An 18,068-nucleotide genomic window follows, 5' to 3' on the forward strand; every position below is an offset into this window, starting at 1 on the left:
ATTTTAAGATTGTTGTTTTCAACCATGATTAATTTTGTCCTCCTTTTGTAAATCGTTGTGATAACCATGTAGATAGGCCGTTGATCACTAATACAACTAATAATAGTATTACACCAGTAGCATTCGCTTGGTCACGGTGTAAACCTTCACTTGATAGTACATACATATGTAGTGACAATGTACGACCAGAAGAGAAGATTGAGTTAGGTAGTGATGTTGATGTACCTAGTGTATACATCAAGGCTGCTGTTTCACCAACGATACGTCCGACAGCAAGGATAATCCCTGATAGGATACCAGGCATTGCAATTGGTAAAACAATTCTAAAAATTGTACGTAATTTACCAGCACCTAAACCAAAACTTGCTTGACGTAAATTGTCTTTAACTGACATTAATGCTTCTTCAGTATTACGGATGATTAATGGTAATACCATAATTGCTGAAGTAAGAATACCTGAAATTAATGAATATTGGAATCCTGCTGCGGATACAAAGGCTAGCATACCGAATAAACCAAATACAATAGATGGCACACCAGTTAATGTATCAGTTGCAATACGGATACCCTCAACCCATTTGTTATTTTTACCAGCATATTCAACTAGATAGAAACCAGCGAATACACCTAATGGAATTGCTAATAATAGCGATCCACCGATAACATAAAGGGTTGTAATAATAGACGGCATCATTGAAACGTTATCTGTAGTGTACTTCCATGAGAAAAGATCGGTACTTAAATGTGGTACACCAGACACTAATACGTAACCAACAATCCAAATTAGAGAAGCGAAAGTAACTGCTGCAAAGAAATATGTGAGTCCACGTAATACTTTAGACATTAGCTATTTACCCCCGTTCTCTTAACATATGCGAAGATACCATTGATAATCAAGATAATAACAAATAATACTGCACCTGTTGCAATTAAGGCGTTTTGGTGAGTACCAGTTGCATAAGCCATCTCTAAGATGATATTAGCAGTCATTGTACGTGCACCTTGGAATAAGCCACGTGGGAAAATTGCTTGGTTCCCCGCAACCATGATAACAGCCATTGTTTCACCAACAGCACGACCAATACCTAAAATGATAGAAGAGAAAATCCCCGATCTAGCAGCCGGCATCATGATCACATAAGATGTTCTATCATGGTCAGCTCCTAAACCAACTGATGCATTATAGTAAGTTTTTGGTACTGCACGCAACGAAGACTCAGACATGGTAATAATAGTAGGTAAAATCATAATTGCTAAAACAATACCCGCTGTCATGATACTCATACCATTTGATGCAATTCCTAAAGATCTTGAAAAAGTTCGAATACCTGGAACCAATACTTGTAAACCGAAATAACCAAATACAATAGAAGGAATACCAGACATCAAGTTCATTGCTGGTTTCAAAACTTTATGTAATTTGGGAGGGCAATAAAAAGCCATAAACATTGCAGTAAATACACCTGTTGGTACTCCTAGTACAAATGCTATCAAGGTCACATATAGTGAACCTACTAACATTGGTGCTAACCCAAAAATTTCTTGAGATGGTTGCCATTTGTCTCCAAACAAGAATTGACCAAAGCCATAATCAGCCATAAAAGGAATCCCTCTTGCAAAGATAAAGTAACAAATTGCTAACAAGGCAAGAATTGAAGTGAAAGCAGCTAACATGAAGACATACTTCATTACTGTTTCCAACATATTATTTTGTTTCATATGTTCTCCTTATTAAATTCAAATTCACGATTAAAAATGTGTTCAAGGGAAATTATAACTTATCTGGACGGTTTTAAAAACCCCATAAATTCACAATTGGTTATTCGACCTCTGAATAATCCAAAATACCCTTAAAACATAAAAGGAGTTGCTACTATATAGGAGTAGCAACTCTAACAAGATAAACCATTAGTTGTTACTTAACTAGTCGGAATTATTGAGCAGTATCTTCCCAGTCAGTAGTTTCGCCAGTAAAGATACCAGCAATTGTATCTAAGCTTAAGTCAGAAACGCCATTCTCAGGGTTAACGATTACCGCAACACCATCAGTAGCAATTGCTTCTGCTGTTACATCCGTTTCATCGTCAGCTAATGCACGAGAAGCCATACCTAAGTCTGCAGTTCCATCAGTAGCAGCTTTAACACCTGCAGATGAACCGTTAGAAGTAACATTTACTTGAACACCAGAGTTTAATTCTTGGTAAGCTTCAGCTAATTTTTCCATTACTGGAGAAACTGAAGTAGAACCAACAACGGTGATAGAACCTGATTGAGAGCCATCGCCTGCATAAGCTTCCGCATCAGCTTTAGCTTGTACATAACCTTCCTCTAGAACAATTGCTTGACCTTCTTCAGAGAAGATGAAATCGTGGAAGTCAGCTACTACACCTTCTAATTCGCCTTGATATACAATGTTAAATGGACGAGAAATTGCGTAGTCACCTGATGCAACGTTTTCTTCTGTAGCTTCAACACCATCAACAGAAACAGCAGTTACTGTATCGTTTAATGAACCTAAAGAAATATAACCAATTGCATTTGGATCATCAGCAACAGCGGTCATTACTTGGTCAGTACCATTCATGATTGTAGCTGCAGCAGTAGTATTATCAACATCATCAGCCATAACGCCTGTAGCCTCTACGAAGGCATCACGAGTACCAGAACCTTCTTCACGAGAGATTACTGAAATAGGGCCAGTAATTGCTGCCGCTTCTGTTGTTGAATCAGAACTAGTATCCGTTGAGTCATTACTAGAGTCACTGTTTCCACATGCAGCTAAAGCAGCTGAAGCACCTAACGCTAAAACCAATTTTGAAAGCTTACTAAAAGTCATTTATACTTTCCACCTTTTCTTTTTCTTAATCCATATAACCATATTCCAAACGATTACAAGATTATTATATAAGATGATTGTAAATATCTAAGTGGATAAAATGTAAATTACCGCCAGTTATGTAAATATATTGTAAAGTTTGTGTAAATTTCATTGGTAAATTCTCATTTATCTTCCCTCATCGGCTAAATTTACTATTCGTTTATTCTTCTTCAATTTCATCTTCTTCATCTAATTCTAGCGGTTCTAGCTTAGGAATATAGACCGTAAAACTTGTTCCCCTTCCAAATACACTATCTACTTCAATCCTACCACCCATATGTTCTAGTATATTACGAACGATGGATAAACCTAGCCCTGTACCACCAGATGCAGTTGACCGGTCTTTACTTACCCGGTAGAATCGTTCAAATATTCGTGGAAGGTCCTCTTGTGGTATGCCGATACCATTATCTGAAATTTTAAATTGAATCATATTTTCCTCTTCAGAAATGAATACCTTAACAAACCCATAAGGATTATTATAAATAATGGCATTATGAATTAGGTTGGTAAGTACCTGTAAAATCCTACCCCGATCTCCTCTAAAAGAAACATCTGGTTGGGAGTTATCATCTTTAACTAAATCAATATGCTTATCTTGTGCCCGCCCACTTAGGTGTTGAAATACGTCTTCTAAAAGCTCGTCCGCCTCTAACAATTCACTAGTTTGTTGTACTTGATCCTGTTCAATTTTAGCCAGATCTAAAATATCCTTAATTAAAGAACCGAGGCGATTACTCTCTTTTTGCATAATTTTAATAAATTCTACTGCTGTATCATGCTCTTCAATGGCCCCATCTAATAATGTCTCAGTAAATCCCTGCAAGGCAGTGACTGGTGTTTTAAGCTCATGAGACGCGTTAGAAATAAAATCGCTACGAACTTTTTCCAAATGGCGAATACTAGTAATATCATAAATTAAAAGGATAATTTGCTCTGAATCATTTGAATTCGTTAATTCTTCATTAGATTCAGCATCGAAATAAGCATCCATCTCGTCATAGCTTAAATGAATAATATTTACATCTAAGATCACTTCTCTTGGATAATATAAATAGATTTCTTCATTAATCTTCTCTTTAGTTTTAGAAGCTTGGTTTAGCATTTGAATCAAACGATAACTTTGTAATACTTCTTCGAAACGACGACCTTCTATCTGTTCCTCTAGCCCTAAAATTTCATAGATAGCTGGGTTAGCTAAACGTACAATATGGTCTTTATCTACCATCACAACGCCTAACATCATGGCATCTACCAATTTGTTCATTCGTTGTGTTTGATTTGTAATTTGAAATTCTTGAAGTGCCAGCTCATTGGATAGATCATTAATATTTTCACCAATTTCATCAAATTCTTCAATGTCTATGGGTGTATATTTCGTCGCATAATCATTATTTGCTATATGATTTAATTGGCGATTGATTGCCAAAATAGGCAAGTGTATTCTGCGGTTAAAGTGTACAAAAAAGCCCACCAGTAAAATAACCGCACCAAGAGCCATTACCACGGCAATAAAGATAATATTTTCTTCAACTGGACGATTAAGAGGAAAATTTCTCAATACTTGAATATACCCAAGTACATCTCCTTTTGAGTTCGAAATTCGTTCAGAGTAAGAGTAAATAATCGTATTCTTTTCTGTTTCTTCCTGTCTAAATCTATTATCCATATTATCTTCATAGTCTCTAAATGCTAAATCATTTGATAATTGCTCATTTCCAACTGTGTAAACACGGTTTCCGTTTGCATCATAAATTAAGATTCGATCATTTAAATTAATCATGGGTTGGATAGTCCGTTTAACAGATCGGAATTCAAGCGTATTGTCTGTTATATCAGTCACTTCTAAAGATCTGAAACTTGGTCGAATAGTTGAAACTACATTTACCAACGTATTTTGCACTTCTTCGTTAACAGTATCAGAAACAAAGCGGTTTACCGTGAAAGCAAATATCACACTATATAAAATAAACAACAGCGCAAACACTGTTGTTATACTTCGAATCAATTTTTGCATTAGTGAGGCACCTCAAATTTATATCCAAAGCCACGTATTGTAATAATATACTCAGGATTTTTGGTATCTAATTCGATTTTTTCACGTAAGTGGCTCACATGAACATCAACTATACGCGTTTCTCCGGCATAATCAAACCGCCATAACTTTTGTAATAATTGTTCACGTGATAATGTACGATTCACACGACGAGCCATATAAGTTAATAACTCGAACTCTTTAGGCGTCATTTCAATCGATTCCCCGCGCACGTATACAACATAATCATTTACATGGATTTCAATATCACCTGCTTTAATGATTTCGACATCTTCATCTTTAAAATTACCCACCGAATCTTTCGTTAAGGTAATTTTGTGTTTAGCTTCAATGCCATTTTCTTCATCAACCGTAACTATAGGTGCTGCATACGACGCACGACGTAAGATTGCCTTCATTCGTGCTAATACTTCACGTGGGCTAAATGGTTTTGTCATATAATCATCCGCACCCAACTCTAACCCGATAATTTTTTCTAATTCATCATCTTTTGCAGTTAACATTAGAATAGGTGTGTTTATCTTATTTTGGCGTAAGTTTTTACAAACGTCCATCCCATCCATTTTGGGTAGCATTAAGTCAAGAATAATAAAGTCTAATTGATGATTCATCGCCAATTCTAATCCTGCTTGGCCATCTTCTGCTTGGATAACTTCATAGCCTTCTTTTTCTAAACTATATTTTAATAATGTTAATATCGATTGCTCATCATCCACTATCAATACTTTTTTCATATATTTCCTCCACACACAACTTTGGGAACGTGATTACACCCAACATCAACCAAGTACCCTAGGTCTCAGATACAAGCTATATTTCATTTATTATTATATACCGTTTAATTTGTCATTTAAATCCGCCGAGACACAATCGATTACTACTATGCCTCTTCATCACTCAATTGCGCTTTTAAATATGCGTCAATAAACCCATCTAAATCGCCATCCATCACCGCTTGCACATTAGCAGTTTCATGGTCAGTTCGGTGGTCCTTTACCATATTATATGGATGGAATACGTAAGAACGGATTTGTGAACCCCAGGCAATTTCTGATTTTTCACCACGAATTTCATCTAATTCTTTGGCATTTTTTTCAGCTAGTAAATGCGCTAATTTAGCTTGTAACATCTTCATAGCCGTATCCCTATTTTGGAATTGAGACCTTTGACCTTGTGAGGCCACGACAATACCAGTTGGCACGTGGGTTAACCGAACTGCTGAAGATGTTTTATTGATATGTTGCCCTCCAGCACCTGATGCGCGGAATACGTCCATTTCAATATCTGATTCATCAATTTCAATTTCCGTATTTTGGTCTAATACTGGCATAATCTCCACTGAAGCAAAGGATGTATGCCGACGCTTATTAGAGTCAAATGGTGATATACGCACCAAACGGTGAATACCATCTTCTGATTTTAAAAATCCATAAGCATTTAACCCTTTGATTTCTAGTGTAACAGACTTAATCCCCGCTTCATCCCCATTTTGGAAGTCTAGTGTGGTTACTTGATAGTCGTGTTGGTCTGCCCACCGTTGGTACATGCGAAGGAGCATAGAAGCCCAGTCTTGGGACTCAGTACCACCCGCACCTGGATGAATCTCTAATAAGGCATCGTTATGGTCATACTCGCCACTTAGTAAAATATTGCGCTCATAGGCGCTAATTTTAGCTTGAAAAGCTTGTATTCGATTAACTAATTCCTTAGATAAATCGGGATCTGGTTCTTCTTTAACCATTTCGTTTAAAAGTGTCAATTCTTCATATTCATCTGCTAGATTATTGAATTCATCATAGACCTTTTTCAAGGCGTTATTCGCATCAATTACTGATTGTGCTTTTTCTGAATCATCCCAGAAACCTGGTTGAACCATATCAGCTTCATACTCAGCTAAATCTGCTTCTATTTTCTCTAAGTCAAAGAGACCCCCTGAAGCTGTCAATTTGGGTTTTATTTTGCTCTAGTAAGTTATTAATTTCATATTGTTCCATCTTATATCGCTCCTAATAAAAACACGGGACCAACATGCATGATGATGTTACTCGGTCAATGCCTTGTTCGTCCCGATGTTCATAATATGCTCTTATTTAGCTTGTTTACGTTCTAAGTTTTGACGAATTTCTGATTGCATGAACATGCGTGTTGCATCATATTCAATACCGGCAATCATTTCGTTGAAACGGTCAAATCCTTCAGATTGGTATTCTACCAATGGGTTATTTTGCGCGTAAGCACGTAGTCCAACCCCTTGACGTAATTGGTCCATAGCGTCAATATGGTTAGTCCAACGAGAGTCAACTGCACGCAGGATAACCACTTTTTCAAATTCTAGGGCCATATCTTTGTTATTGATTGAATCAATTTTTTGGTTGAAACGGTCAGCTGCTTTATCTGTAATAAAGGCAATAATTTCTTTTTGGCTTTTACCCTCTAAATTATCGATATCCACCTGTGTATTACGGTATAAAGCTGTTTCCGCGAAGTCAGCTAAGGCTTCTAAATTCCAATCAGCACGGTCACCAGCAGTGTATAATTCCACTTGGCGTTTAATGGTCCGCTCAATCATTGGCCACATCACGTCATCCAATGACTCTTCAGCTGAAATCACTTCGAAACGTTGTGCGTAGATGACATCACGTTGTTGACGCATCACTTCATCGTATTCCAGGACGTTTTTACGGGTATCGTAGTTATTCCCTTCAACACGAATTTGTGCACCTTCAACCTGTTTAGTAATCATACGAGACTCAATCACCATATCTGGATCATCTTGATCAAGATTTAAGCTTTCCCATAGTTGTTGGATACGCTCTGACCCAAAACGACGCATTACATCATCTTCAAGAGACAAGTAGAAACGTGAATATCCAGGATCCCCTTGGCGTCCAGCACGTCCACGTAACTGGTTATCAATACGACGTGATTCGTGACGTTCAGTACCAATTACAGCTAAGCCACCAAGTTCTTTTACTTCGGGGCTCAATTTAATATCTGTACCACGCCCCGCCATGTTCGTCGCAATCGTCACGGCGCCCTTTTGACCTGCATCAGCAACAATTTGTGCTTCACGTTCATGGTTTTTAGCGTTCAACACATTATGGCGAATACCTAATTGCGTTAAGGCATCTGATAACATTTCAGAAGTTTCAACTGCTACCGTACCTACTAAAACTGGTTGTCCAGCTTGGTGGCGAGTAGCGATATCCTTTACAACCGCGTTAAATTTAGATTTTAAATTAGGGTATAAGATATCTGATTTATCTTCACGAATAACTGGTTTATTGGTTGGAATTTGAATAACGTTCATATTATAAATTTCACGGAATTCTTCTTCTTCAGTTTTAGCTGTACCTGTCATACCAGATAATTTTTCATACATTCTAAAGTAATTTTGGAAGGTAATTGTCGCCATTGTTTTTGATTCATTTTGAATTTCAACATTTTCTTTGGCTTCAATACCTTGGTGTAACCCGTCAGAGAAACGACGCCCTTCCATGATACGACCTGTGAAACCATCAACAATTTTAACTTGACCATCAACTACAACGTAGTCAATATTTAAAATCATGATGTAGTTAGCACGCAAAGCTGTATCAATATGGTGGATTAAACGGCCATTTTCCATGTCGTATAAGTTTTTTACATGGAAGACATCTTCGGCTTTTTCAATACCTGCTTCAGTAAGGGCTATTGTTTTAGAGGAAACATCAATAACATAGTCTTCCTCTTCTTTTAAACTTTTAGCAAAATAATCTGCGCGTTGATAAAGTGCTGTTGATTGCTCTGCTTGGTTGGAAATAATCAACGGCGTACGCGCCTCATCGATTAAGATTGAATCCACTTCATCGACAACCGCAAAGTATAAAGGACGTTGCACCATTTGGCGTTTGTACACAACCATGTTGTCACGCAAGTAGTCAAATCCAAGCTCGTTATTTGTTGAATAAGTAATATCCGCTGCATATGCTTCACGCTTTTCGTCGTTGTTCATACCAGCTTTATTCAAGCCCACTGTTAAGCCTAAGAAAGTATATAACTCACCCATTTGCGCTGAGTCACGGCTTGCCAAGTAGTCATTGACTGTCACGACGTGAACGCCTTTACCAGCTAAGGCATTCAGGTACACTGGCATTGTTGCTGTTAAAGTTTTACCTTCACCAGTTTTCATCTCTGCTATGTTTCCGTAGTGTAAAGCCAAACCACCCATAATTTGTACGTGGTAAGGGAATAATCCAAGGACACGGCGTGCACCTTCTCTTACTGTAGCAAAAGCTTCCACTAAAATATCTTCCAAGTCTTCACCTAATTGTAGCCGTTCTTGGAATGACTTAGTCATATCTTTTAATTGGTCATCTGTGTAATTTGCAAAACGATCCTCTAATGCTTCAACTTGTTTTGCAGTTTTATCAAATTTTTTCAAATCTTTTCTTTGGTTATCAAAAACCTTTTTTAAAACATTTGCCATTATTTTCTCCTTTGGTTCAGAAACTTGTATAAATCTTGGGCTAATGTGTCCAGCGGTATCGCGCTACCCACTATCCCCAATATATTTATCGTCCATTATATGATAGCATTAAAAATTTGTCATTAAAACAAGAAACGGATAGCCTTAGCAGAAATTACAAGATTTTTATAATCTTTTTCCTGGAAAATGACTAAACACATGAAAAAAGCCCCGGCAACTACCGGAGCTTGTCATTTTATCAGTATGTTTTCTTGATTATGCTTCTTCTAAGTCATCTTCAATGGCAATTAAACCATAAGATCCTTTACGACGAGCATACACCAATGCGCCTTTACCAGTTTCAGCATCTTCAAAGATGAAGAAGTTGTGACCTAGCATTTCCATTTGCAATACCGCTTCTTCTGCAGTCATCGGCTTCACAGATAAGGTTTTACGACGCACAATCTTAATTGGGTCATGCCCTTCTTCAGCCTCTTGCTCAACGCGGTCAGCTTGCACTTGTGTTTCCACAGCGCCTGGTAAACCAGCACTTACACGAGGTTTACGATTCATTTTTGTTTTGTATTTACGTACTTGACGTTCTAATTTATCTACCACAAGGTCAATAGAACCGTACAAATCTTGAGATGTTTCTTCAGCACGTAAAGTCAAACCACCTGATAAGGGAATTGTAACCTCTGCCTTAGCATCCTTATTCGGATAAACTTTCGCATTTACATATGCAGTTGCATCAGGTGAATCAGTGAAATACCGTTCAATCTTAGAGATTTTCTTTTCAGCATACTCTCTGATTGCTGGAGTGATTTCAATATTCTCACCGCGGACGTTGTATGTAAACATAATCTTTCATCCTTTCTACCAGTAATAAATTACTGGTGAAGCTCCTATAGCTTCTTTATTAGTACCTTAATTATAATAGAAAACGCTTACCGATACAAATAATCCACACTGAAAAAATACATTATCTTGCAAGGGTCAGTCCGCTAACTTGACTAAAGCCCGCTAATTCAAGTGCCTTGTAGGCTGAAAACATAGTGGTACCAGTAGTATAGACGTCATCGAATAGGATAATCGGACGGTTTTTATCTATATTTTCTAGGTCATTTTTCACCTTAATTTTACTTCTATCTTGCAAACGGTCTTGGCGGTTTTTATAGGCTTGCTTCCCCTGACTCCCCTCATTCATCAATAGGTCTTGAAAGGGAATGTCCGCTGCCTCAAGTATTAAACGCGTCTGGTTAAAGCCTCGATTCGCTACCTTCTCACTGGAAGAAGGCATAGGCACCCAAATAGCCTCCATATGCTTTCGGTAGACAGCTTTTAATTCCTTGGCAAAAAGATGACGCCCACGAATATCGCCCTGCCCTTTTAAGACTACCAGCCAATCTTTAAAGACACGATTATATTGATAGAAAGCCTGGTTGGTAAACTGCCAATCATGGTAAGTATGCCAACTTTGACAGTCCCCACAAAAACCTTCTTCATCCACTTGACCAGCCGATTCAATAGTCATATCTCGTCCGCATTGTTTACAGGCCGTTTTTAGATCAATGGCGATTAGGCTATTCAAACATTCTTGGCAAAAAAGTAGTGGTTTTATTGGGCTCAGAGACAAGATATCTGCCAAAGTTAGTGGGTTATCCAAAGTGTTTTGACAAATCACACAAGTAGGTGGGCTAACCGCCTCAGCTAGTCCCCCTTCCATCACGCCCTTAAATAAACTAATCATCAATTAAACCTCGTTTCCTTGCTTGATCATTCATGGATTGAATTTGCCGAATAGCTGCAATAGAGGCTTTAGTTTTACCGTAATGGAGAAAATAAACTGACCCTGATGGCCATTTGGGTTTTCGGCCCACTCGGCCTGAAATCTGGACTAGAGCTGCTGTAGTAAAGGTCTGGTCCTCACTACCCAATACGATGACATCAATATTAGCAAAGGTAACGCCACGCTCTAAGATAGTCGTTGAAAATAAAAAATCATAATGACCATCTCGCATATTTTGTACCTTGATAATACGGTCTGGGTCTTTTGAAGACACGGATTCAAAACGGTAATCAGCAAATACTTGTCGGCATAATCTTACGAAAGTTAGCATTAAATCAATGTTGGGCATAAAGACCAAAACTCGTCTCCCTTTGACCAGTAGCCGTCCTAATAGTCGTTTAAAAACACTTGGTACTTTACCTGCTTGAATAATACTATGCCAGTCGCCTACCCATTGGTGTACGGGGACTGGTAGGTGGTGGCGGTGGTAGCGGGCTGGCAGAATGGACACGGGTAGCTTGCCATCTTTGATTAATTTCTCATGACTTGGGTTTGGGGTTGCCGTCAGCAAAATCTGGGCCCCTGTCTTTTTAATGGCACGCTCTGAAGCGAAATAGAGCATAAGGTCACCGTCATAAGGGAAAGCGTCAATTTCATCAATAATCAGCAAATCAAAAGCTGCTTTAAACCGAATTAACTGGTGGGTAGACCCAATTGTAAAAGCCGCACCACTATATGATTCTTCAGATTGGCCGTGAAGTAATTGAATAGTTACTTCAGGAAAAGCTGCTTTAAACCTAGGTGCCAATTCATTAGCAACATCAATCCGTGGTGTTACTAGTGCAACTTTTCCTCCAGCCATCAGCGCTTGATTAACCGCTTCAAAGACCATTTCGGTTTTGCCCGCGCCAGTAACTGCCCAAACTAAACGTTGACCACCAGTTTGGTAGCTTTGACAAATCTCTTCAGAAGCTTGAGCCTGTTGTTCAGATAAGGTCCCATTCCACGCCAGATAAGATTGGTTTCTTTTCCAGTAATGTGCTGTTGCTGTTTCTTCTAGGTGATAGAGCTTGTCGCAGGTCCGTAATTTACCAAAGTTAAGACACTGCAAACAGTAAAGACATTCTATTAAGTCACATTGACAGATATTTTGATGAAAGTTTGTATGGTTACCGCAACGAAGACAAGTTAACCGTGAACCGCTTTTCTCTATGGCAGGGAAAATCTGTAGTCCGGGAATTTCTAGTGAGGCCATGGACTCATCGGTCTGGTTAATTTCCTTGGCTGTAACGAGTCGACCGGTTAATAAATTGATTATTTCGTCCATGATTCTCACCCCTCATCCAGTTTATACGGCAAATTTTAGGGATTACGCCAAAAAAGACCAGGAAATTTCCTGATCTCAATTAAATATAAAAAAATAAGTGCAATTTCAATAAATATAAAAACTTCGTCTTACCCTAGTCAATATCAGTGTTTTGCCACCAAACTAAAGCATAGGCAGCTGGACCAAGATGTGTCCCAATAACCGGACCTACTGGCGTTCGTTGCATATCTAAATCTGGGTGGTTTTCAGTCATATAAGCCACCAAACTTTGAACTTGCGGGGTATCGTCTTCCCCTACAATAGCGATTCTTAGTCGCGGATTTGCTTGATAAGCCTGTTCAAATAAATCAAGCATACGTTTCACTGTCTTTTTATGGGTACGAACTTTTTCAAAAACCTCAATTTTCCCCTGTTCAAAATGCAAGATTGGTTTTACTTGTAATAGGTTGCCAATTCCAGCTGCACTAGCAGAGATACGGCCACCTTTAGCTAAGTGTCCTAAATCTTCCACTGAGAAATATGCGTCAGCAGTTAGCTTCAAGGCGTCTAGTTTAGGTAGAATGTCCATCAATCCTAGACCTTGTTCCCGCAACTTAACGGCTTCTTGAACGAATAACCCTTGACCAATCAAAGAAATATCGGAATTATAAACCTCAATTCGAACATTTTTTTCTTCAGCAACTTCGCTTGCAATCATACTAAAGGTTTGGAAGGTACCAGAAATACCTTTTGATAGGGTCACAACCAAAATTTCATCATGTGTCTCAGCAAGTCCATCAAAGGCTTCTGTGACAAGACCTGGCGCTGGTTGCGAACTTGTTGGGATCTCATCTAAGGCCGCCATTTTGGCATAAAATTCATCAATCGTGGTGTCGATATTGTCACGGTAAGATCCGTCTGAAAATGTGATTGTTAATGGTAGAACTGTAATATCGTGACGACTAACAAATTCGTCTGAAAGATAGGCAGTACTATCCGTTACAATGGCAAGTGACATATAATTTTCTCCTCTAATCCCTGTACTTTACAGATTGCCACTTGAAAAATGATCAACTGACAATAACATCAGTGCCATTTTATCAAACATCTGGATAAAATTCGACAAGTTTATCTAGTAAAGCGCTTCAACTTTGTGAAATATACACAAAAGACAGGCAAATAGCTAAAAATAATAAAATATGCTACTCTCAAAGGAAAGAAATGATTAACAAGGAGGTAAGTCAAATGATTGAATACCGGACTGTAGTTGAAGGCGGCGGTAGCCACGAAATTGAAGTGAAAGGGTCACGGTTTATTTGCCATGCAAAACGGGTCTTCAATGAAGATGAAGCCAATGCATTTATCCAAAAAATTCGTAAAGAACACTACAAAGCAACTCACAATTGTGTAGTCTTCCAGATTGGTGACAAGAACGAGATTCAACGCGCACTAGATGATGGCGAACCATCCGGAACCGCAGGCGTTCCTATGCTTGAGGTCCTAAAACAGCGAGAATTACAAAATATTATCGTTATTGTCACTCGTTATTTTGGTGGTACTAAACTAGGTGCTGGTGGCCTCGTTCGTGCATACTCATCCGCAGTATCTGAAGGATTAGATGCCATTGGTCAAGTAGAACGTAAGCTACAAACCCAATTAGACATCAAAGTTGCTTATCCATTAACTGGTCAATTAGAACATTGGATTGCTGAATCACCCTACAGCTTATTAGATACAACTTACCTAGCTGACGTGACTTATCATTTAGGTGTCCCGTCAGATTTAGTAGACCAAGTCCAAGCTGACTTAGTTAATTTAACAAGTGACCAAGCTGAGTTTGCTATCGGTCAAGAAATCTACGTAGACCAACCGATTACTTACTAAACTATTCATAATTTTACTCAAATTCGCTTCAATAAATCACCTTGCATTTTCAAGATGATTGGAGGACAATATATTTGTAAACCCTTACAAAACGGAGGTTCTAATATGGAAGTTGAAAAACAAATTGCAGACAAGTATTTGAAGACATACACGGTGGAAAAAGAGCCCGGATCTGCCTCCTTAATCGCCTTCCCTACTTCAACTGAAGAAGTGGTCGCATTTATTAAAGATGCCAACGCGAGAAAGCAACCAACAATTACTATTGGGAGCCAAACTGGTTTAACAAGCGCAACCTACCCAATCAACCATGCTTGGTTATTGAGTATGGAGAAAATGAATAAAATTCTTTCACTAGATGAACAAACCCTGACTTTAAATGTTCAAGCAGGTGTAACCTTATTCCAAATCCGTGATTATCTAGCAAATACACCTTATTTCTATGCCCCTGACCCTGGTAATAAGAATGCTTCAGTAGGGGGGAATGCCTCTACAAATGCTGGTGGTATGCGCGCTATCAAATATGGTGTAACCCGTGATAATATCCGTGGTTATGACGTAGTATTGGCTAACGGTGATTTGATTCACGTTGGATCCTTAAATAAAAAAGATGCAACAGCTTACGATTTGAAAGACCTATTTATCGGTGCTGAAGGTACACTCGGGGTGATCACAGAGTTACAATTGAAATTAACACCACGTCCAGCTTTCGAGAAATCATTAATCCTTGGCTTTAATTCATTAGACGGTGTGTCAGACGCAATTTTTGAAGTCGTAAAATCACCTGTTCAACCTATCGCCTTAGAACTTTTGGAAGAATCTGGTATCCACTATTCTGAACAATTTATTAATAAGAAAATGCCTGAGGTTCATGGTGAAGCCTTCTTATTGGCAACCGTAGCAGACAATGCAGCAGACGGGTTAGCCTTCCAGCTTGAAGCCATTCAAGCCCTTGGGAAAAAGGCTGGTGCAATTGAAGCGCGCGAACTTTCTGACGATGAAGCCAGCGAAATGTGGGCCATCCGTGATAATATCTTGAACGGTATCGTTTCTAAAGGTGACTGGAAAATGTATGACCCGGTTGTACCTAACCACTTGTTTACAGACTTAGTGAAGGAAGGTAAACGTTTAGGCGATAAATATAATGTCCAAACTGGATTCTTCGGCCATGCTGGAGATGGCAACATTCATATTTGTATCTTACGTGACGACCAAGATGATGAAACGTGGGAACAAATTAAACATGACTATGAAAATGATTTATTCCCATATGTTGCTGAACAAGGTGGCTTATTATCTGCAGAACACGGTGTAGGTTTAGAGAAAAAAGCCTATCTACCTTACTTCAAAGACGAAGCATATATGGCAGTATTGAAGTCCATCAAACAAGCCATGGATCCAAATAACATCTTGAACCCAGGAAAAATGTTTGATTAAACAGGATGTGAGACAGGGCGTCCAGATAGGAGACAATGGAAGAATAGTGCCGTGGCACACAAAGTGTGACGCAAACTATTCTGAAGTGGATACCTATCTGCCCTGACGAGCTCAACTTCAAAGCAAACGTAATGTTTAGGAGGTAGCCTTCGGCTTCCACATACCTATCACTGCCTTAAAAGCAGTGGGACCGCCCTTAGAAAATTTTTCTAAGGGCTTTTCTGACGACTCATTCTGTAAGGGGTACCCCCTAACAGAATGATGTGGGTCAGAAATCCTTGTTCCACTGCTAAGGCGTGCTAGGTAATTCCAGCCCCTGGCTTGTATATTTTAGAATATAATTGCTATTCAATTCTAATCAATAGACTATTTAGTTTTAAGTTTATTTGTATTTCAAATAGAAAACGCCCTACAATTTTGTGTAAGGCGTTTTTTCTTGAATATAATGATTTAACTCAGTTGGCTAAAGACGTTTTCAATAGTGTCTTCAAATACTAAGGCATCGTGATATGGAATTTGAAGTGGTGATTTGTTTACTACAGTTAGATATTGTCCTCGGAAGTAGTTTAAGAAGCCGGCTGCTGGATAAACGACTAGACTTGTTCCCAAGATAACTAACAAATCAGCTTGGCGGATTTTATCCACTGCTCCATTCACTACATCTTGATCTAATTGTTCTTGGTATAAGACAATATTTGGTCTAACAATGCCTTGATCAATTGGGCAGCGCGGAATACCATCTTGGTCTAGTTGAAGTTCTTCTAACTTATAATGACGGCCACATGAGACACAATAATTATCTAACGTACTGCCGTGTAATTCATAAACAGCTGATGAACCAGCTTTTTGGTGCAGACCGTCTATATTTTGCGTAACCACAGAAACATCTTTACCAGACCCTTCTAAGTTAGCGATGAATTCATGCCCTGCATTGGGTTTAGCTTCTGTATAAACTAATTTATCAAAGTGATAAGCAAAGTATTCTTTTGGATGTTGCGTAAAGAAATGATGTGAGACCACTTCTTCTGGACTATAAGTCCCTCCTAGATCTTCCATAAAAAGACCATTCGCTGACCGGAAATCAGGGATACCAGATGCTGTAGACATTCCCGCTCCTGTGAAAAAGACAATACGTTGACTATCTTGAATTTGTTGTTTGAATTGTTGGATTTTTTCGCTCATGCTAGTCCTCCTTTATATAATTCTTTACTTATTCTAACATGACCAAATTTTTCATGCGAAATATCGTACATTAAAGCCTTGAGCAATCTGATTGCTTATAAGTTTGGATTTAACTAATATATAGACTGACATAATAAAAAAGGAGAACACTATGCAAATTGAATTTTTCCACGATGTGATTTGCTCATTTTGTTTCCCCATGTCTAATCGCATGCGGAAAATCGTTAGTAAATATAATAACATCGACGTGGTCCACCGATCTTTCGCTTTAGGTTGGGAACCAGATCACTTTATCCAAATGTTTGGGTCACGTGAAGCCGTTAAACCTGAAGTGTTAACTCACTGGGAACAAGCTAATCAAAATGATGATGACCACCGCTTTAACATAGAGGGAATGCGTGAAACCGACTTTAACTTCCCAACTTCAAAAAATGGTTTAAGAGCAGCAAAAGCCGCTGGTATTTTAGGCGGGCAAGATGCTTACTGGGATGCTTTTGATGCTATCCAAAATGCTCTATTCGTTGAAAATAAAAATATCGAAGAATTCGAAACTTTAAAAGCTGCTATAGCGACTACTAATACCGACCTTGACCAATGGGTAGAACAATACGAGAAAGCTGAAACAGAAGAAGCTGTTTTACAAGATCTAGCGACCGTTCAAGCTTACGGTATTCAAGGTGCGCCAGCTTTAGTGATCAACCAAAAATATTTGATTTCAGGTGCACAACCTACTGAAGTAATCGAGAACCAGCTAAAACAAATTGCTGAAGAAGAAGGTCAACCATTAACACCAAAACTACAAACCCTTGGTGGTCCTGGAATGGCTTGTAATTTCGTAGATGGTCAATGGATCTGTGACTAAACTTTCTTTCAATGAGATGCAGTATGAGATTAGCAGAATATGCTTAGGGAAAGTTTTAGCAAAAAAATATGAGTCCTAGATAGGTATTTTTAAACATTTCACCATAACAGCGGTAATTCTTAGAAAAGTATAAAATGAATCTAACAATTTCACCCGTGAAACATAATAGAAAAATAGCCTTTGTGAACAGTAAAATCACAGAGGCTATTTTGTATATATAAGTTAATGTC

The 18,068-nt window shown here is 38.5% G+C and carries 15 protein-coding genes; 3 read left to right on the forward strand and 12 right to left on the reverse strand.

Features of this window, described 5'->3' with window-relative positions; translation table 11 throughout:
- Positions 1-28: 28 nt before the first annotated feature.
- The 11 genes from pstA to AWM74_RS03490 form a co-directional block, all read right to left on the reverse strand.
- Complete coding sequence (pstA, locus tag AWM74_RS03440; RefSeq protein ID WP_026465246.1) at positions 29-844, reverse strand: phosphate ABC transporter permease PstA; 816 nt, start codon at positions 842-844, stop codon at positions 29-31.
- Positions 844-1,719: a phosphate ABC transporter permease subunit PstC gene (gene pstC, locus AWM74_RS03445; protein ID WP_026465245.1), complete on the reverse strand. Its 876-nt coding sequence runs from the start codon at positions 1,717-1,719 to the stop codon at positions 844-846. The genes pstA and pstC overlap by 1 nt, the downstream gene beginning before the upstream one ends.
- A gap of 214 nt (positions 1,720-1,933) precedes the next feature.
- A complete protein-coding gene (locus tag AWM74_RS03450) occupies positions 1,934-2,836 on the reverse strand; it encodes a substrate-binding domain-containing protein (protein WP_026465244.1) in 903 nt (300 codons plus the stop codon).
- A 202-nt stretch (positions 2,837-3,038) separates the two neighbouring features.
- Entirely contained in the window at positions 3,039-4,895 is a 1,857-nt protein-coding gene (locus AWM74_RS03455) for a sensor histidine kinase (RefSeq protein WP_026465243.1), read from the reverse strand.
- Positions 4,895-5,668 carry a response regulator transcription factor gene (locus tag AWM74_RS03460; protein WP_026465242.1) on the reverse strand — a complete coding sequence of 258 codons (774 nt, stop codon included), beginning with the start codon at positions 5,666-5,668 and terminating at the stop codon, positions 4,895-4,897. Before AWM74_RS03460 ends, AWM74_RS03455 begins: the two co-directional genes overlap by 1 nt.
- 146 nt (positions 5,669-5,814) lie before the next feature.
- Positions 5,815-6,928, reverse strand: a protein-coding gene (gene prfB, locus AWM74_RS03465) for a peptide chain release factor 2 (RefSeq protein WP_201784323.1) whose coding sequence is annotated in 2 segments (ribosomal slippage) — positions 5,815-6,855 and positions 6,857-6,928 — 1,113 coding nt in all. Because the reading frame shifts where the segments join, the coding sequence is not laid out codon by codon here.
- A gap of 92 nt (positions 6,929-7,020) precedes the next feature.
- Positions 7,021-9,402: a preprotein translocase subunit SecA gene (gene secA, locus AWM74_RS03470; protein ID WP_026465240.1), complete on the reverse strand. Its 2,382-nt coding sequence runs from the start codon at positions 9,400-9,402 to the stop codon at positions 7,021-7,023.
- Positions 9,403-9,657: 255 nt separating this feature from the next.
- Positions 9,658-10,242: a ribosome hibernation-promoting factor, HPF/YfiA family gene (gene hpf, locus AWM74_RS03475; protein WP_016897971.1), complete on the reverse strand. Its 585-nt coding sequence runs from the start codon at positions 10,240-10,242 to the stop codon at positions 9,658-9,660.
- 121 nt (positions 10,243-10,363) lie between these two features.
- Positions 10,364-11,131 carry a ComF family protein gene (locus tag AWM74_RS03480; protein ID WP_026465239.1) on the reverse strand — a complete coding sequence of 256 codons (768 nt, stop codon included), beginning with the start codon at positions 11,129-11,131 and terminating at the stop codon, positions 10,364-10,366.
- Positions 11,124-12,497, reverse strand: a complete 1,374-nt coding sequence (locus tag AWM74_RS03485) for an ATP-dependent helicase ComFA (RefSeq protein ID WP_026465238.1) — start codon at positions 12,495-12,497, stop codon at positions 11,124-11,126. The genes AWM74_RS03480 and AWM74_RS03485 overlap by 8 nt, the downstream gene beginning before the upstream one ends.
- 133 nt (positions 12,498-12,630) lie before the next feature.
- On the reverse strand, positions 12,631-13,494 hold the full coding sequence (locus AWM74_RS03490) for a DegV family protein (RefSeq protein ID WP_026465237.1): 864 nt from the start codon (positions 13,492-13,494) through the stop codon (positions 12,631-12,633).
- Between the two features lie 227 nt (positions 13,495-13,721).
- Between AWM74_RS03490 and AWM74_RS03495 the strand changes: the two genes are divergently transcribed.
- Both AWM74_RS03495 and AWM74_RS03500 read left to right on the forward strand, forming a co-directional pair.
- Positions 13,722-14,360 carry a YigZ family protein gene (locus AWM74_RS03495; RefSeq protein WP_026465236.1) on the forward strand — a complete coding sequence of 213 codons (639 nt, stop codon included), beginning with the start codon at positions 13,722-13,724 and terminating at the stop codon, positions 14,358-14,360.
- Positions 14,361-14,465: 105 nt separating this feature from the next.
- Positions 14,466-15,794 carry an FAD-binding oxidoreductase gene (locus AWM74_RS03500; protein ID WP_026465235.1) on the forward strand — a complete coding sequence of 443 codons (1,329 nt, stop codon included), beginning with the start codon at positions 14,466-14,468 and terminating at the stop codon, positions 15,792-15,794.
- Positions 15,795-16,244: 450 nt separating this feature from the next.
- On the opposite strand, the gene AWM74_RS03505 is transcribed toward AWM74_RS03500, so the two are convergent.
- A complete protein-coding gene (locus tag AWM74_RS03505; RefSeq protein WP_026465234.1) occupies positions 16,245-16,976 on the reverse strand; it encodes an NAD-dependent protein deacylase in 732 nt (243 codons plus the stop codon).
- Between the two features lie 151 nt (positions 16,977-17,127).
- On the opposite strand from AWM74_RS03505, the gene AWM74_RS03510 reads away from it, so the two are divergent.
- Positions 17,128-17,838, forward strand: coding sequence for a DsbA family oxidoreductase (locus tag AWM74_RS03510; protein ID WP_026465233.1), 711 nt, complete (start codon positions 17,128-17,130; stop codon positions 17,836-17,838).
- The last annotated feature ends 230 nt before the right edge of the window (positions 17,839-18,068 follow it).

It is taken from the genome of Aerococcus urinaeequi (assembly GCF_001543205.1).
Classification (GTDB): Bacteria; Bacillota; Bacilli; order Lactobacillales; family Aerococcaceae; genus Aerococcus; species Aerococcus urinaeequi.

Bases quoted from the DNA above. Each gene is read 5' to 3' on its own strand.
- pstA (WP_026465246.1), bottom strand. From the start codon at position 844: ATGTCTAAAGTATTACGTGGACTCACATATTTCTTTGCAGCAGTTACT.
- pstC (WP_026465245.1), bottom strand. From the start codon at position 1,719: ATGAAACAAAATAATATGTTGGAAACAGTAATGAAGTATGTCTTCATG.
- AWM74_RS03450 (WP_026465244.1), bottom strand. From the start codon at position 2,836: ATGACTTTTAGTAAGCTTTCAAAATTGGTTTTAGCGTTAGGTGCTTCA.
- AWM74_RS03455 (WP_026465243.1), bottom strand. From the start codon at position 4,895: ATGCAAAAATTGATTCGAAGTATAACAACAGTGTTTGCGCTGTTGTTT.
- AWM74_RS03460 (WP_026465242.1), bottom strand. From the start codon at position 5,668: ATGAAAAAAGTATTGATAGTGGATGATGAGCAATCGATATTAACATTA.
- secA (WP_026465240.1), bottom strand. From the start codon at position 9,402: ATGGCAAATGTTTTAAAAAAGGTTTTTGATAACCAAAGAAAAGATTTG.
- hpf (WP_016897971.1), bottom strand. From the start codon at position 10,242: ATGTTTACATACAACGTCCGCGGTGAGAATATTGAAATCACTCCAGCA.
- AWM74_RS03480 (WP_026465239.1), bottom strand. From the start codon at position 11,131: ATGATTAGTTTATTTAAGGGCGTGATGGAAGGGGGACTAGCTGAGGCG.
- AWM74_RS03485 (WP_026465238.1), bottom strand. From the start codon at position 12,497: ATGGACGAAATAATCAATTTATTAACCGGTCGACTCGTTACAGCCAAG.
- AWM74_RS03490 (WP_026465237.1), bottom strand. From the start codon at position 13,494: ATGTCACTTGCCATTGTAACGGATAGTACTGCCTATCTTTCAGACGAA.
- AWM74_RS03495 (WP_026465236.1), top strand. From the start codon at position 13,722: ATGATTGAATACCGGACTGTAGTTGAAGGCGGCGGTAGCCACGAAATT.
- AWM74_RS03500 (WP_026465235.1), top strand. From the start codon at position 14,466: ATGGAAGTTGAAAAACAAATTGCAGACAAGTATTTGAAGACATACACG.
- AWM74_RS03505 (WP_026465234.1), bottom strand. From the start codon at position 16,976: ATGAGCGAAAAAATCCAACAATTCAAACAACAAATTCAAGATAGTCAA.
- AWM74_RS03510 (WP_026465233.1), top strand. From the start codon at position 17,128: ATGCAAATTGAATTTTTCCACGATGTGATTTGCTCATTTTGTTTCCCC.